The 15,720-nt window shown below is 64.1% G+C and carries 13 protein-coding genes and 1 pseudogene; 10 read left to right on the top strand and 4 right to left on the bottom strand.

Translation table 11 applies throughout. The features are described from left to right. A partial coding sequence (locus NTV05_15360; protein ID MCX6545777.1) for an MBG domain-containing protein occupies positions 1 to 2,529 on the top strand: 2,529 nt, incomplete at its 5' end. 619 nt (positions 2,530 to 3,148) lie between these two features. Here NTV05_15360 and NTV05_15365 read toward each other — a convergent pair. Continuing rightward, positions 3,149 to 3,721 (bottom strand): ECF-type sigma factor, encoded by a 573-nt coding sequence (locus NTV05_15365; GenBank protein ID MCX6545778.1) that lies wholly within the window; start codon positions 3,719 to 3,721, stop codon positions 3,149 to 3,151. Between the two features lie 197 nt (positions 3,722 to 3,918). Between NTV05_15365 and NTV05_15370 the strand changes: the two genes are divergently transcribed. From NTV05_15370 to NTV05_15410, 9 genes and pseudogenes are all read left to right on the top strand, one after another. Continuing rightward, positions 3,919 to 7,113, top strand: a complete 3,195-nt coding sequence (locus tag NTV05_15370) for a protein kinase (protein ID MCX6545779.1) — start codon at positions 3,919 to 3,921, stop codon at positions 7,111 to 7,113. A gap of 168 nt (positions 7,114 to 7,281) precedes the next feature. Next, the gene (locus tag NTV05_15375; protein MCX6545780.1) at positions 7,282 to 8,583 is read left to right on the top strand and encodes a hypothetical protein; all 1,302 of its coding nucleotides are present in this window, start codon (positions 7,282 to 7,284) and stop codon (positions 8,581 to 8,583) included. A 736-nt stretch (positions 8,584 to 9,319) separates the two neighbouring features. Beyond that, a complete protein-coding gene (locus tag NTV05_15380; protein MCX6545781.1) occupies positions 9,320 to 9,601 on the top strand; it encodes a DUF4258 domain-containing protein in 282 nt (93 codons plus the stop codon). Continuing rightward, on the top strand, positions 9,598 to 9,867 hold the full coding sequence (locus NTV05_15385) for a DUF2283 domain-containing protein (GenBank protein ID MCX6545782.1): 270 nt from the start codon (positions 9,598 to 9,600) through the stop codon (positions 9,865 to 9,867). Before NTV05_15380 ends, NTV05_15385 begins: the two co-directional genes overlap by 4 nt. 146 nt (positions 9,868 to 10,013) lie before the next feature. Continuing rightward, complete coding sequence (locus tag NTV05_15390) at positions 10,014 to 10,706, top strand: DUF4386 family protein (GenBank protein ID MCX6545783.1); 693 nt, start codon at positions 10,014 to 10,016, stop codon at positions 10,704 to 10,706. A 315-nt stretch (positions 10,707 to 11,021) separates the two neighbouring features. After that, positions 11,022 to 11,225, top strand: a complete 204-nt coding sequence (locus tag NTV05_15395; GenBank protein MCX6545784.1) for a hypothetical protein — start codon at positions 11,022 to 11,024, stop codon at positions 11,223 to 11,225. 282 nt (positions 11,226 to 11,507) lie between these two features. Beyond that, positions 11,508 to 11,687, top strand: a pseudogene (locus tag NTV05_15400) (transposase). 201 nt (positions 11,688 to 11,888) lie between these two features. Then, the gene (locus NTV05_15405; protein ID MCX6545785.1) at positions 11,889 to 12,668 is read left to right on the top strand and encodes a HipA domain-containing protein; all 780 of its coding nucleotides are present in this window, start codon (positions 11,889 to 11,891) and stop codon (positions 12,666 to 12,668) included. A gap of 405 nt (positions 12,669 to 13,073) precedes the next feature. Beyond that, positions 13,074 to 13,232, top strand: a complete 159-nt coding sequence (locus tag NTV05_15410; GenBank protein MCX6545786.1) for a hypothetical protein — start codon at positions 13,074 to 13,076, stop codon at positions 13,230 to 13,232. A gap of 131 nt (positions 13,233 to 13,363) precedes the next feature. Here the strand turns inward: NTV05_15410 and NTV05_15415 are convergent, their stop codons facing one another. The 3 genes from NTV05_15415 to NTV05_15425 all read right to left on the bottom strand — a co-directional run bounded on the left by NTV05_15415 (position 13,364) and on the right by NTV05_15425 (position 15,707). Further along, entirely contained in the window at positions 13,364 to 13,864 is a 501-nt protein-coding gene (locus NTV05_15415) for a hypothetical protein (protein ID MCX6545787.1), read from the bottom strand. Positions 13,865 to 14,009: 145 nt separating this feature from the next. After that, positions 14,010 to 15,206, bottom strand: coding sequence for a HipA domain-containing protein (locus NTV05_15420; GenBank protein MCX6545788.1), 1,197 nt, complete (start codon positions 15,204 to 15,206; stop codon positions 14,010 to 14,012). A gap of 276 nt (positions 15,207 to 15,482) precedes the next feature. Beyond that, positions 15,483 to 15,707: a hypothetical protein gene (locus NTV05_15425; protein MCX6545789.1), complete on the bottom strand. Its 225-nt coding sequence runs from the start codon at positions 15,705 to 15,707 to the stop codon at positions 15,483 to 15,485. Positions 15,708 to 15,720: the final 13 nt, after the last annotated feature.

The following is a 15,720-nucleotide window of genomic DNA, read 5'->3' on the forward strand; positions in this document are numbered from 1 at the left end:
ACCATCACTAACGCGGGCGCGGACTTCACGATCAACCCGAAGGTGGCGTCGGTGACGCCGACGGTGGCGGGCAAGACGTATGGCGACGTCGACCCGGCATTGACGGGGACCCTGAGTGACTTCCTCGCGGCTGACAACGTGACAGCGGTCTACGCCCGGACGGCCGGAGAGACGGTGGCGGGGAGTTCGTACACCATCAACGCGACGCTGAATCCGTCAGGAGCGCTAGGGAACTACAGCATTACCTATAACACTGCGGCCTTCACAATCGCCAAGCGCCTGGCGGCGTGGACGACGAACGCAAGCGGCAAGACGTACGGCGACGCGGACCCGGCCCCGCTGACGACAGGGAGCGGCAGCAATTTCACGGCGGCGGACAACGTGACGGCGACCTACGGCCGTGCGTCTGGCGAGACGGTGACGGGCGGGCCGTATCCCATCACGGCGACGCTGAGCCCGGCAGGCGTGCTGAGCAACTACACCATCACTAACGCGGGCGCGGACTTCACGATCAACCCGAAGGTGGCGTCGGTGACGCCGACGGTGGCGGGCAAGACGTATGGCGACGTCGGCAAGACGTATGGCGACGTCGACCCGGCATTGACGGGGACCCTGAGTGGCTTCCTCGCGGCTGACAACGTGACAGCGGCCTACGCCCGGACGGCCGGAGAGGCGGTGGCCGGGAGTCCCTACACGATCAGCGCGACGCTGAGCCCGGCAGGCGTGCTGAGCAACTATACGATCACGAACGCCGGGGCGGCCTTCACGATCAACAAGCTGGCGGCGACGTGGACGACCAGCCCCAACAGCAAGACCTACGGGACCGCCGATCCGAGTCCGTTGACGACGGGGAGTGGCACTTTCCTGACGGCGGACAACATCAGCGCAACCTACACCCGAGCCCCCGGGAATACGGTCGCGGGCGGGCCGTATCTCATTACGGCAACACTGGTCGATCCGAACGGGAAGTTGGTGAACTATGAGCCGGTCACCAACATCGGCGCGAGCTTCACGATCAGCCCGGCCAATACCACGACGACCGCACCGAGCATCAATGCGCACTTTGGGGATCCGCTCGTGACACTCACCGCGAATGTCAAGGCCGGCTTGCCGTCTACGGCAACCGTCAATGAGGGGTCGGTCACTTTCGTCGTGACAACGACGAGCGGCACAGTGCTTGCCACACTGGGACCCGTAACTGTTGCTGCCGGCGCGGCGAGCGCAAGCGTGACACTTGGATCGAGCTTTGTCGCTGGCCACTACAACGTCGCTGTGACGTACAACCCAGCCAGTGTTGCGCCGAATTTCAGCGCCGGCGGTACAACCTCCGGGTTGACAATAGACCCGGCGCAAACGACGCTCGTCATTACGAAGCCCGCAGACACTCAGTACAGCGATCCGGTTAAGCTGGCAGCCACCGTCAGCCCGACGATTCTCAATGGCCAGACAATCTCCGGTTCCGTGGAGTTCTTCATCGCCGGAGTGTCGGTTGGTTCGGCTGCGGTGAACAATGCCGGCGTGGCGACGAAGTCGGGAATCTCGAACATGCGGGTGCCCGCCAACTACGCTGTAACGGCTGCATTCACTAGCACGAACTCCAACTTCACCGATAGCAGTGGCGTCGGAGTTGTTCTCACCGTAACCCCGGAGGACGCGCGAGCGGTTTCCACGGGATTGACGTCACTGAGTACTCCTTCCACCAGTACCTCCAACGTGTCCGCGAAGCTCATGGCGACGGTCCAGGACATCACGGGCATCCTGCTCGACCCCGCCTATGACGGCGACCTCGGCGATACACGGAACGCGCGCGTAACGTTCGTGAACCGTAATCAATCGAACGCGCCGTTCCCGGGCTGCTCTGACCTGACTCCCACTCTAATTGCTCCAGCCGACCTCAAGACAGGTGTTGTGTCCTGTGTGACCACGCTGACAACGGGAAGCGCGGACAGTGCCACCTATGAAGTAGGAATCGTGGTCACTGGCTACTACACGAGGAACGACTCGTACGACGACTTCGATGTCAACGTGTACAAACCCGGTACCGGGTTCCTCGGCGGCGGCGGGTACCTGATCAACACCGCGTCGGTCGGTGTGTATGCTGGCACGGCCGGGACGAGAACGAACTTTGGCTTCAACGCGAAGGCGAAGACGCCAAAGGTACTCCAAGGGCACGTGAACATCATCGTACGAAGCCGCCAGGCCGACGGCCGGTGGAAGATCTACCAAATCAAGAGCAACGCGATTGATTCTCTGAGTATTACGCCGGGCACGGTAAAGGGTACTGGCACGGGACAGTTCCTCTCCAAGGCAACTATCTCGGATATCACGAATCCCCTCGCGCCGACGTCGCTCGGCGGCAACTACCAACTCCAGGTCACGGTCTTCGACAACGGCGAGCCCGGAACAAGCGACACGCTGGCGGTGGCGCTCTGGGACGGAAGCGTACTTCTGTTCTCCAGCAACTGGTCCGGTACGCCTCCCAAGACCGTCCCGCAGATCCTCGCAGGCGGTAACCTGCAGGCTCGTTGAAGGCGGTAGCCTCACCAGCGCCGTCCAGGTTCACGATGGGGTCGACCGCCACAGAATCACCGCCGGTTGAGTGCGGGGCTTTGCGTTCCTCGCGGACCTCACCGAGGAAGAGCGCGTGCTCGCTGGTGACCAGCATCAGCGTTGCCCTTTTCTTGCCCTTTGGACGCCACAAAGTCCGGCAAGCGGCAGCAAACAGCGGCACAAAGCGAAACCGCAAGATCGTCAGGTGTTCCGGTGTCAGGCGCGCGGTCCGACACAGCGGCGCAACGCCCAGCAAGACGCGGCTAACGACGCTTGTTCCGCCTGTTAACCGGAGGGTTGTCCGCCTTCGCTCGCCGAGACTCGAGGCGAGCTTCGGCGAGATCCCGCCGAAGCTTCGCACCCGTACACCACGAAGCGTAGGCGAATAAGTTCGAATCTTACCTGAGGAGCCAGACCCGCTCGGAGCGCACGCGGGCTCGCTCCGAAGAAGAGCGCGCCGGAGCCTTGGCGAAGGCGTGCCGAGGATCCAACTTCTCCACTTCCCGTCTACTCCATCAGAGTTGGCGACGAAATCGCGCCGTAGCTCCGTCTGCGGAGTGAAGGCGGATGAGGAGCCAATCTCATTTTGTCGCAATCACTACCCGTCGCCCGACAGTTCGGCGAGCAGCCACGCCTTGGCGAGCAGCCAGTCGCGTTTCGCGGTGCCCGGGGAGACCTGGAGGAACGTCGCGGCCTCATCGATGGTCAGCCCGCCGAAGTAGCGCAACTCGACGAGGCGGCTCTTGCGGGGATCGATGCGGGCCAGAGCCTCGAGCGCTTCGTCCAGTTCGAGCAATTCCACGCCGTGCCCGGGAGCCGGCAGCCGGGCCTCTTCGATCGGCAACTTCGTGACGCCACCCCCGCGCTTGGCGGAGGCCCGCTCCCGCACGTGGTCCACGACGATCCGCCGCATGATCTGGGCGCAGAGCGCCAGGAAGTGGACCCGGTTCTCGCAGCCAATCCCGCCCGCGCGCACGAGCCTGAGATACGCCTCGTTGGCCAGCCCGACGGACTCGAGGCTGTCGCCCGGACGGCGCCTCCAGAGCTGCCGGTGCGCGATGCGGCGAAGCTCCGCGTAGACGAGGGCAACCAGGCGGTCCAGAGCATCCTGGTCGCCGTGCTTCCATGCGTCCAGCATCGCCGTCAGATCGGCGTCTTCCCACTTCGCCACGTTGCGCGAATCCTACACCGGCTCGCCGCCCGTTGGCCATTCCGCCGCCCACTTGCGGATTGAAGATAGATGGACGGTCGCCGGACCACTTCGCGTCGAGGATGCTACAATTCGCGCCGTCCGCCTGCGGCGCTGCCTGCCGCCGGCCCCCGGCCGGGCAGAAGGTCGCGCGCTTAGGCCTCCCATCGGAGTTCGCCATGAAGCAGGAACTCTGGCGGCGCGTCGAGGCACTGTTCCACGCGGCGCGCGCGCGCGCGCCGGAAGCCCGCGCGGCGTTTCTGGAAGAGGCCTGCGGCGGAGACGTCGTGTTGCGACATGAGGTGCTCCGGCTCCTCTCGAAGGAAGCTCAGGCCGCCAGCTTCCTGGAAAACCCCTCCTGCGAGTTTCGCGGGGAAGTCGAGGCGCTGCTTGCCGGGGACGCGGACGACGATGCGATTCCGGTGACGACACCGGCCGCGCCCGCCCGCCCCGTTCTCGAGGCCGGCCGGCGCCTCGGGCCGTACGAGATTCAGTCGGTGATTGGCCGCGGTGGCATGGGCGAGGTCTACAAGGCCCGAGACACGCGCCTCGACCGCACGGTTGCCATCAAGGTTCTCCCGCCGGGGCTCGCCGCGGATTCCGGCCTTCCGACATCGAAGACCCCCTGGCGCACCCGCTTCGACCGCGAGGCGAAGGCGATCGCCAGCCTGAATCACCCGCACGTCTGCGCGCTTCACGACGTGGGAGACCAGGCAGGCCTGACGTTCCTCGTGATGGAGTACATCGAGGGGCAGACGCTCGCCGATCGCCTGCAAGGCGGTCTGCTGCCGGTGGACGAGGCGCTCACGAGCGCAATCGAAATGGCGGACGCCCTGGCGGCCGCCCACCGCCAGGGCGTCATTCACCGCGACCTCAAGCCGGCGAACGTGATGGTGACGGCCGACGGGCAGGTGAAGGTTCTCGACTTCGGCCTGGCGAAGCACGTGGGCGCGCGGTTCGACATCGAGCAGAGTGCGATGACCCCGACCGCTCCGCCGCCCGAGAGCGACCTCACGGAAGACGGCGCGGTGCTTGGCACGGCGGCCTACATGTCGCCCGAGCAGGTGGAGGGCGCCACGCTCGATGCTCGCTCCGACGTCTTCAGCTTCGGAGCCGTGCTCTATGAACTGCTGACGGGGCGGAGAGCCTTCCAGGGGCACTCGCCGATCTCGAAGATGCAGGCGATCCTGCGCGACACCCCGGTGCCCGTCCACCGCCTTCGACACGACGTTCCCAGAGCGCTCGAAGCCATCGTGACCCGGTGTCTCGAGAAGGAGCGTGATCTCCGCTATCCCTCGGGCGTCGAACTCCACGAGGCCCTGGCCGGCTGCCAGGCGCAGATGGCCACCCGGCCCGGGCCGTGGACGCTCCTGCGAGACCGGCGGTTGGCGGTTCCCGCGCTTGCAATCGTCGTCGTGTCGCTCGCGGCCGTCTCGTGGTCGCTCTGGGGGTTGTCACGCGTCAGTTGGGCCCGGAGGATCGCGTTGCCCGAGATCGCGCGCCTGATCGACGAAGGGCGGAATGCCGCGGCGTTCCGCCTGGTCCGGCGCGCTGAGCGCTACCTGCCGAACGACCCGGAGATCGCGCGGCTCCGGGTGAACCACACGCGCCGCGCCTCGTTCCAGTCGGATCCACTCGGTGCCGACGTGCGGGTCCGCGACTACATCGATACGGGCGCCGATGCCGAGTGGGACAACCTCGGCCGAACGCCCCTCGATGCGGTGGCCATTCCCGCCGGGCACCTGGCGTACCGGATCTCGAAGCCGGGCTATACGACCGCTGAGGGATACACGGCCAGCGCCGTCACCAGCGGTGTCGGGCGCGTGAGCGTCAAGCTGGATCTTGAAGGGACCGCGCCGCGCGGGATGGTCCGCGTGTGGGGGCGGATGCCAATCGGGAAATTCTGGCTGGACAAGTACGAGGTCAGCAACGCGCGCTACAAGGAGTTCGTCGATCGCGGTGGCTACGGAAAGGCCGAGTACTGGAAAGGGCCATTCGTCGAAGGCGGCCGGGTGATCGGTTGGGAACGGGCCGTCGCGCGTCTCACGGACGCCACGGGCCGTCCCGGCCCCGCGACCTGGCAGTTCGGCGCTTATCCCCGCGGACAGGACGACTACCCGGTCGGCGGCGTGAGCTGGTACGAGGCGGCGGCGTACTGTGAATCGGAGGGAAAGGTGCTCCCGACGGTCCATCACTGGCAGGTGGCGGCACACCAGGGGATGTTCACGACCATCCTGGAGACGAGCAATTTCGGCGGGCGGGGACCGGCCCGCGTCGGAAGCTACGCGGGGCTCGGGCCGTTCGGAACCTACGACGCCGCGGGGAACGTGAGGGAGTGGTGCCTGAACGCGTCCGGCGACAACCGCTGCATCCTGGGCGGGGCGTGGAACGACCCGCTGTATCTCTTCCAGCTCTCGGACGCGCGCCCCCCGTTGGACCGCTCGAACGGCAACGGCTTTCGTTGCGCGAAGTACGAGCTCGAGCCGCCGCCCGAACTCACCGGGTCCGTGGCCGTGTCTCTCGTCGCTGCCGACCGCTCCGGTGACCGGCCTGTCGGCGACGAGATCTTCCAGGTCTACAAGGCGCTCCACGCGTACGATCACGGCGAGCTGGACGCAAGGGTCGAGGCGATCGACGAGGGTTCCCCTTTCTGGCGCCAGGAGAAGGTCAGCTTCCGCGCGGCCTACGGCAACGAGAGGGTGACCATGTACCTCTTCCTTCCGAAGAACGCCGTCCCTCCGTTCCAGGCCGTGGTGACGTTCCCGGGGACGTGGGCGCTGGACCTCCAAAGTAGCGCCCGGCTGGAGTCCCAGTGGTTCGACTTCTTCGTCCGGAGCGGCCGCGCGGTGGTGCACCCGATCTACAAGGGGATGTACGAGCGCACGATCGGGGAGAACTACGCCGCCTGCATCTCGAAGCCGAACGTCTGGCGCGAGCTGGCCCTTCAGTGGCACAAGGACCTCGGGCGAACCCTCGACTACCTGGAGACACGCGGGGACTTCGACCGCGAGAAGGTGGCGTACCACGGGCTCAGCCTCGGCACGGTGCAGGCCCCGAGACTGCTGGCGCTGGAGCCGCGCCTGAAGGCGGCGGTGCTGTTCTGGGGCGGGTTCCTTCACCGGGTCTCCGCCGAGGTCAACCCGCTCGACTACGCCCCTCGTTCGACGGTGCCGACGCTCATGGTCTCCGGTCGTTCAGACCCCCTCTTCCCGGAATCGACCAGCCAGATTCCCATGTTCCGCCTCCTCGGCACGCCCGACAAGGACAAGCGCCGCTTGGTCGTCGAGGGAGGGCACGTCGCCTTCAACCAGGAAGTGGTGCGGGAAGTTCTCGCCTGGCTCGACAAGTACCTGGGGCCCGTCAGGACCCGGTGAGACGGGCGAGCTCGAGTCATCCTCCGAGCATGTCGAATTTGGCGCGGGCGGGCGGTCCGTTGGCCGTTTCCGCCCCCGCTTCCGGAGTACTGATGGGAGCGAGTGCCGCGTGAAGGCACCGCTTTCAGGAAGACGCCGCGAAGCGAAAGGCCACAGAGGAGATGTGCTATGAGACTGCGCAGGTTGATCCCCGCCGTGCCGATGATCTTGGCGCTGTTCGCGCCGGCGACTGCCGCCGCGCAAGTGCCGGCCGCCGTGCCGCTGCCCGCCGACTTGCAGGGCGAGCTGGGCGGCGTTCCGTATCGCATCCGGGTCCCGGCCAACTGGAACGGCACGCTGATCGTGTACGCCCACGGGTACGGCGAAAGTGCCGTGCCGCCGGCGCTGGCGCCGCTGCCCGCCGATGTGGACGCGCTCCTGGCAAAGGGGTTCGCGCTGGCCGCGTCGCGCTTCCAAGGGGGGGTGCCGGTGCCGCCACAGGTCCTTGCCGGGTACCAGGTCAAGGAGGGCATGCAGAACAACGTCGCGCTGACGGGCGCTTTTCGGGAGATCGTGGGCCGTCCTCTACGGACGATCATCTGGGGCAAGTCGCTGGGCGGCCTCATCGCGCTCGGCCTGATCGAGAAGTTCCCAGGCCTCTACGACGGGGCGGTTGCCCTGTGCGCCGCGGGTGCGGGTACGCCGCGTCGGTTCGACCATTTCCTCGACATCACGCTGGCCTACAAGGTCGCCTTCGGCTGGATGCCGGAGTGGGGGTCGCCCGGTGATCTTCGCGACGACCTGAACTACATGACCGACGTACTCCCGCACGTGCCAACACCGACTCCCGGCAACTTCGGCCGCTGGGAATTCATCCGGCTGGTGAACCGGCTGCCGAACGACAGCTACTACGTCAACCCGGTTGGGTTGCCGGAGAGAGGCCAGAACCTGTACTTCGCCTTCGCCGTTCGAGCGGAACTGGAGCGACGCGCGGGCGGGCCGGTGGCCGAGAACGTCGGCCGCGTGTACACGCTGAGCGACGACGACAAAGCCTACCTGGGCGGGCTCGGCGTGAACGCCGACGAGCTGCTGGCGGACATGAACGAGATGACGAACATCACGTCCGACCGCAACGCCCGGAACTATGCCGCCCGCTATTTCGACCCGTCCGGTGACATCCGTCGGCCGGTTCTCACCGTGCACACGACGGGCGATGCGCTCGCCCCGCCCAATCACGAGAGCGCGTACTGCGCCAGCGTCGGGCAGTTGGGCAACGGCGACCTGCTGATGCAGCAGTTCACCGCCGGGTATCGCACGCAGAGCGGGACCGCCGTGAACGGCCACTGCACGTTTACGTCGCCGCAGGATGTTGCTGGCATCGACGCGATGGTGAGCTGGCTCGACACGGGGATCCGGCCGGAGGAGGAGGCGCTCTTCCCGGCAACACTCGGATTCCTGCGAGGATTCGTCCCGCCGCCGTGGCCCTGGTGAACGCCACCTGGGTGCCGGATGTCGTATAGCCGGCGCGACCCCGGATAAGGAGACACCGGGCGCAGACAACCAGATCGGCGCACAGCTCCAACCGTCGTACAGGTGGGTGCCTGAACAGCGCCCACCTCTCGCCGCGTTCCGGCGGCACGTGACATTCGACCTGACCGCTCGGCAGTGCGCCTGATGTTGGATGTGGCTTTGCGGCAGGCTCGGGTCGTCCCGAGCGACGTCGAGGGACGAAGCGCAGGCGGGTAAGTTCGAATCTTACCTGAGGGGCAAACCTCTCCACGAAAACCACTCGCTTCCAGCCGCGGTTCTTAGAACTTCACCGCATTTGGCTTGTCAACCTGCGGAGTCGCCTCGAACCGATCGGGTAGGTACCGCCCGCGGAGTACAAAGCGCGATACGGTGAGCAGGCCAAGGTGGCCTGACTCACACAACCCGCTCTCCGAGATTCGCGGTACGATTCATGTCCTCGAGCATGCGTTGGCGCAACGGTGTCATGGCGGTCTCCTTTCGGCGGAGAGGGAGATCTCTCCGACAATCGGAGTATCGTCAGACGCACGGTGGGATTCGCAGACCGAGATAGACGAGCGAGGGTTACACTATCCGCCGCAGGCGGATTGAGTTCAACAAGCGGCTGCACCCGACGGCCGCCTGACCTGGCGCGGCGCGGCCGCGGGTGGACCGCAGCCGTTGGGCAGAAACAACGCACACGCGAGAACTGGAGAGGTACTTGAGTAGTCGTCGTCGATGGCCGCCATGGTGGGACTGGGAATTGGAATTCAGTCCTCACCTGCTGAAGCGCATGGAAGACCGGCGCTTCACGGAAGTCGATCTCAGGCGTATGCTGGAACATGCGACCGGAAATCGGCGGGACGCGGTGGCTGGGCGATGGATCATCCAGACACGGCACAGTCGGCGGGCGTGGGAAGTGATTGTGGAACCACTGACGACCGAACAACTTCTTCTGGTCGTCACCGCGTACCCTCTCGAGAACGAGAAGAAGGCGAGATGAACACCCCGTATCTTGAAGTGACGTATCGCCGAGGGCGAGCGATCGCGGCCTACTACTACCTGCCGCGCCGTCCCGGTCAACGCAGCATGCGAACACGGCGGGTGGAGGCTGGCCTGTTGGTCGACTACGCCAGGGGCGGTCGGCCGATCGGCGTGGAAATCACCAACCCCGGCGCCCTCTCGGTGGCCGCGTTCAATCGGGTGTTGCGAGAACTCGGCTTCGCATCGGTGAGCCGGGAGGACGTAGCTCCGCTCATTGCTGCCTGATCGGTCGGGCAATGTCGAACCTCCGCCCAACATGGCTTGCGCCGACGGCGGCTGGTGCGATCGTGGGCCGCCGCGGCTGAAGCCTGACGTCTAGGGGGACAGCGGGGCAACGAAAGGTGAGGGATTCCCTGATGAGACATTCAAGTGTGCTTGGGTTCGGTGGTGCATCAGCAATTGCTGTCGGCATGCTCAACATTCTTACAGGGGTGACGCACTTTTTGCTGCCGCGGGCTCAACTTCGAGGTGCCGGCGGCGTCACTGCAGCGTTCTTTCAGTCACTCTCTGAGAGCTCATTGGTCTTCTCGCTTCACTACTGGATTGTCGTCGCTCTCTCGCTGCTGACGCTCGCGGTTATCGTGGCCTTCCTCTCATTGCTTCGTGAACAGCTCACGGGACCTCTGTGTTGGGCGGCGGTTGTGGGCTTCCTCGGGGCGGCACTGGCAACAATCGATTTTGCCTATGTCGCCGTGGAGGCGCCCCGGCTGGCGAAGCTGTTCATGAGTGCCTCACCCGATGTACAGTCGCTATTGCTCGTCGTTGGTATGCCTCACATCGATCCGTGCTTCTTCGCGTGGGGCCTCATGGGGGTATTCGCGCTGACCGTAAACGCCGCAGCGCTACGCCGGAGGCTCGTTCCCCGCTCACTTGGGTACATCGGCCTTGTCGGCGGCGTGCTGTTTCTCCTTGTGTTTGTGGGATCGCTTTCACGATCTTCGTGGCTGATTGATTTCTCTGTAGGGTTGGGAGCGCTCGCCGTTGGCCCGGTATGGTACTTCTGGATTGGATTCGTGCTCAGGGCCAGAGGTCGATCCGAGGAATTGGCTCGACATGAGATATGAGATGGAGGCCCCCTAACCCGCAAATTGGGCCTGATCCGACTATGCGGAGATCCGCATAGACGGATCAAGCCCAGAGGCCGCGCGATGCCGCGTGGAAGATCTACGTGAACGCCACCGTGGAAGCGGACCTGTGATTCCTCGCGACCATCACCTTCTTCTTCTTGTTCCCCGTGGCCATCGTCATGGTCGTCGTCGCCGTCGTTGAACTAAACCGCTTCGCGGCAGTCGCGCTCGCCAACGCTCATTACCCGCCGACCGCCCCCATCTTCGGCCACCCGTTTCTCCTCTGACGGATCGCTCTTCGCCTCGTCGCGCATGACGATTCGCGTCGAGCAGATTATCGGCGCGGTGAAGCGACTTCCGAAGAGGGAGTTCGCGCAGTTTCGAAAGTGGTTTGCGGAATACGACGCGGCTGTCTGGGACTGGCAGATCGAACAGGACACAGCGGCTGGGCGGCTGGACGCTCTCGCTCGCGAAGCACTTCGGGACCACGCAGGGGCGCACACTCGCGAACTATGAAACACTACGCCACCGCGCGATTCTGGCGTTGCTACCGCACACTACCTCAGGAAGTCCGCCAGTTGGCCGATCGGTATTTTGCTCTGCTCAAGAGCGACAGTTCACATCGATCGCTGCAATTCAAGAGACCTGGCTAGTTGCGGTCCGCCCGCGTCGGGCGTTAGAGTCCCAGCATGTGGTGGAATTTCGGTAAACCGCTGAGCCTGGACAGGGGAAGCGGCCATCGTGCATCGTTCCGTGAGTTCTTCTCGGCAAAGAGGACCTACACGGAGGGCGACGACGATGGCCAAGGCAAGGATGGATCTGACGGCGTTTGTTGGCAAGCTCCTTGAGGAGCAGGACGGGGATGTCCTTCGGGAGGGCATCCGGGTGCTCTCCCAGGCGTTGATGGAGAGCGAGGTCGCCGGCTTGATCGGTGCGGAGCGGTACGAACGCACGAGCGACCGGGCCGCGTATCGGAACGTGTGCTGATTGTGTGGGCGCCGTGGAAGTGCTGGCGGACCAGAATCGTCAAGAAGGGTAACGCCGGTGAGCTGCCTGATCTGTCTCGGTCCTACGGATTCATCGCCATATCACGCCCGCTGCCTCCGAAGGTTGTTCGGGGCTGGGTCGGTACCGGATCTGGACATCGATCTCGCGCGTCTCCATACCGTCGCCTTGGCGATGGTCGGACGTACTACTCTGTCGGGCATCCAGCGGAAGATCTCGATCGACTTGGCGGTCGAGCGGGGAGCGTTGCGACTGGTGCTTGGAGCCGGTCACTTCATTCTGAAGCCACAAGCGCAGACGTTTCCAGAAATTCCCCAGAATGAACTGCTGACGACGCGGATGGCGGAGCACGTGGGGATCGACGTTCCGCCCTGTGGTCTCGTCCGTTTGCGTGACAACACACTCGCGTACATCGTTCGGCGGTTCGATCGTCTTCAGGATAAGCGGAAACTGCGCCAGGAAGATTTCTGCCAGCTTGCGGAAAAGCCGCCCAAGGATAAGTACGAGGGCTCGGGTGAACTGTGCGTTCGGCTGCTCCGTCGCTACGCGAGCGAGCCGCTGGTTGACGTGTTGCGCCTGTACCGCTTGATGGTGTTCTCGTGGTGGACGGGCAACGGTGACATGCATCTGAAGAACTTCTCGCTGTTGACCGGCGACGATGACCTGCATCGACTCTCTCCAGCCTACGACCTCATATGTACAAGGCTGGTCATCCCCGGTGATCAGCTCGCGTTGTCGGTAGGCGGCAAGTGTGAACACCTCACACGCGAGGACTGGTTGGCTTTCGCCAAATATGGGGGAGTTCCTGATCGATCGGCGCAGCGCATCTTAGCGACGATTGTATCGTCGCTGGACGCGTGTCTGCAGATGATTGACCGGTCTTTCCTCAGTAGCGCATTCACGGACGCCTATCGCGATCTGCTGCGAGAGCGGGCAGCCGTTCTTGCAGCGTGAAGCGAGTGAGTGACGTTGGTCCCAAAACGCGACAGCCAGCGCTAGAGAAATCCGGCTTCAGGCGATCCGTCGTTCCTGACCGACATCAGCCCGCTGCTTTCGGCTGGCTACACGTGGGACCCGGAGGCGGAAGCACCGCTCGTTTCTTTGCGGCTGATCGAACGTTTACCCGGCGATCCCTGGAAGGGCGCAGCGTAGCAGTTGCTGACGGTCCGGTGCGCTGGGATATCCGCCGGGCGTTCATCGGAACAGAGGCGCACCCGCTTTCGTAGCTTCTGGAGAGCGTTTCTGCACCGCGAACCCCGGTCCGATGGCCAGAACGGGAGTGCCTGTTTCGGCTGAACCCCTGGGGTCGCACGCGGGCCGGTATCTGGAACGCAGCCCAGGTGAATCAGGGAGGGGATCGTGGACAGGAGATCGTGGCTGAAGGTTGCGGCCGGGCTGAGTTTCCTGCAAGGGCAAGTCCTGCTGCCGGGCGTGGCGTCCCACGTGGTCTTCCTCTCAGCCGGTATCGCGTACCTGGGAGGAGCCGTCCTCAACTGGAAGGCATCGAAGGGTCGCTAGCCCGCTTCGGACAGTGGTTCTGTGCTTCCCATCGCAGTGGTGGACCCGTCATCCAGCCGCGAGGCAAGGCCCGGCAGCAGTCTACCCATGACTGTCGATCGAGAGGCGGAGCTTGCGTCAGGAAGAGCGAATCATCGGGTCAATGTGAACTGGCCGCTGTTCATGGCGCCGCCGCAGGACACGGTGGACATCATTCCGGACATCATCCCGGACATACTGCCCGAGTAGGTCCCCGTCAGGGCGTGTCCATCGTCGGACATCTGTCCCTGGCCATCCACCAGCATGGAGCAGGACGACATCGTGCCGCTGAATCCGCCGCTCGGCACCGTCATGTGGAACGACACGGTGGAGCCGCTGATGGCGCCCTGCATCGAGCCGTTCCCCATCATGCTTCGGCTGGTGTCGCTGATGTTCATCGTGCCGGTCATGGAGTTTCCGTTCTGGGTGAGGGCCCACGTCATGCTCTCCCGGCCGGTCGTGTCCGCCGACGTGCCAATCCACGTGCCGGACAGGCTCGTGAGCGGGGCAGCGGGGGTCTGCGTAAGTGCGGTGGGTGCGGTAGGTGTCGCCGCGCTTCCAGCGCACGCGGTCGTGAACATCAGACTCAAGGCAACGAGAGCATATCTGCGCATATCACGCTTCCGATTGGGTTTACGCCGAGTTGTAGAGGTGGGTTGTCCCACTCGTCACCATAACAGATTCACAGAACCGACTTTCGGTGACACCAGGAGCGATCCACGCATCGGTGCGGCGAGCGCAGCCCATAACGAGGCATCCTCATCGCTTCGGTTGCGGCGGCACTGCAGCCGCAAGCCGAACCTCATTCACGGAGCAGACGACGCGAATGTCACCTGACAAACGACGGTCGTGGCTTGCGCGTCCCCAGAACTCTCGTGCCGCCGTGCGAGCGTCGTCCCAGACGTCCAGCGTGTCGGAAGCCGCCCTCGGCAACGCAAACGTCCTCGCGCGCACTTGGCCGTCGGCCAAAGGCGCGTACAGCATCGAGACCTGATCGAACGCCGGCGCGAGCCGGAAACTCGAACCATCGGGGAACAAGAGGATGTTGAACTGATGTCGATCGGTATTCCCGATAAACGCGCCAAAGGCATCAAGCCATCGAAGGCGACGCGCGTCTTCATCAGACAGGCGACCGGCGTTTCTCAGCTCGACCGCCGCCCGGGCCCAGGAGTGCGCCGGATCGTTGCAGACCGCGGCCAGGCTCAGCACAGCAATGCGTCCACGCGCCCCAAGCCGATCAAATCGCTCGCTCTCGAGGAACCGGTGCGAAGGCGTCTCCACGACTTGCGTGCGGGCCGCCGACACGCCGTGCGATGAAACCACGTCGAGCGCCAACGCTTCCATGGCAAGCAAGTCACACCACCGCCTCGCCACAGCATCTGCGGAGCGGGCGGCGAACTTGATGAGCCGGTGACGTCTGTCAACAAACACCCCGAATTTCGGCCGCTCACCGCCGGCCGATGAACCGGGCGGATGCCCGGCCATCGTCGCTTCTGCCAGTTCGGGATAGTCGTCGTGCGTTTTCGCACCGGTGTCAAGCGCTTGCCATCGCGCAAATGATTCGTCGCCGAGGATCAGATTGCCTGGCAGATCTTCGCCGCGTCTCGACATGGCGATGAGAACATGATGATCAGACCAGTCAGCCAGACGCGTCGGCAACCGAAGATCGGCGTGAATTGCAGCGAAGTGTCGGCCCAGGAAACCCGAAGGCCGCGCATCTGCGATTTCGATGGGCAGTCCGTCGGACACCGCACCGGCTGGCATCCAGACTGTCTGACGCGATGCCAGGGTGAGCACCTCGCCCGCCGAACGAGCGACGCCGTTTTCAAGTATGCGAAACACTGGGAACCGCGACGCGTCGAGGCCGGGCCACAACTCGCGCAAGCCATAGCGTGTGGCTCGTCCTCGACCGATGCGGATTACACGCGCCTCGGCTTTGCGGACGGCTCGCATCATCGTCGGTGCGGACACTCCAAGCCTCTGCCGGAGGTCGGCGGCGTCAACAACCCTACGGCCTAGCTCGCTCAGAAGATTGTTCACAATGAAACGATTCAATCATATCGTACTATGGCATAATATCGAATAAAATGCAGCACTTGTCGATGACTGTGAAACAAATAATGAAACGAGTATGAAACGATTTAACGTGTGAACGAGGAGACACAATTTCCAGAAAGGTCACTCGGTTCCAGCGCCGTTGGATTCGACGCGATCAAGGAGCGCGGCCGGCCTTCAGCGCGACTGTGGACGTGTCTTCACGTAGCCGAAGTAGAAGAACACGGCGCACAAAACGACTGACACGACCGCCCTCACGCCAAAGAGTCGTGGGGAGATCGTGAATCCAAAGAACGGAAACGGCACGGAGATGTCGTACAGGAACAGATACCCATTCGCGATCGTGCCGGCGAATGCTGCGCCAGAGAAGAACTTGAACACTTCCCGCCAATTGATTCGCATGGTCACACCCTCC

The sequence above is a fragment of the Acidobacteriota bacterium genome (assembly GCA_026393755.1).
In the GTDB taxonomy this organism is placed as follows: Bacteria; Acidobacteriota; Vicinamibacteria; order Vicinamibacterales; family JAKQTR01; genus JBAXOX01.

What these genes read in the sequence shown, in the direction of transcription:
- NTV05_15370 (MCX6545779.1), top strand. Translation starts at nt 3,919, where the DNA reads ATGAAGCAGGAACTCTGGCGGCGCGTCGAGGCACTGTTCCACGCGGCG.
- NTV05_15375 (MCX6545780.1), top strand. Translation starts at nt 7,282, where the DNA reads ATGAGACTGCGCAGGTTGATCCCCGCCGTGCCGATGATCTTGGCGCTG.
- NTV05_15385 (MCX6545782.1), top strand. Translation starts at nt 9,598, where the DNA reads ATGAACACCCCGTATCTTGAAGTGACGTATCGCCGAGGGCGAGCGATC.
- NTV05_15395 (MCX6545784.1), top strand. Translation starts at nt 11,022, where the DNA reads ATGACGATTCGCGTCGAGCAGATTATCGGCGCGGTGAAGCGACTTCCG.
- NTV05_15405 (MCX6545785.1), top strand. Translation starts at nt 11,889, where the DNA reads ATGGTCGGACGTACTACTCTGTCGGGCATCCAGCGGAAGATCTCGATC.
- NTV05_15415 (MCX6545787.1), bottom strand. Translation starts at nt 13,864, where the DNA reads ATGCGCAGATATGCTCTCGTTGCCTTGAGTCTGATGTTCACGACCGCG.
- NTV05_15420 (MCX6545788.1), bottom strand. Translation starts at nt 15,206, where the DNA reads ATGATGCGAGCCGTCCGCAAAGCCGAGGCGCGTGTAATCCGCATCGGT.
- NTV05_15425 (MCX6545789.1), bottom strand. Translation starts at nt 15,707, where the DNA reads ATGCGAATCAATTGGCGGGAAGTGTTCAAGTTCTTCTCTGGCGCAGCA.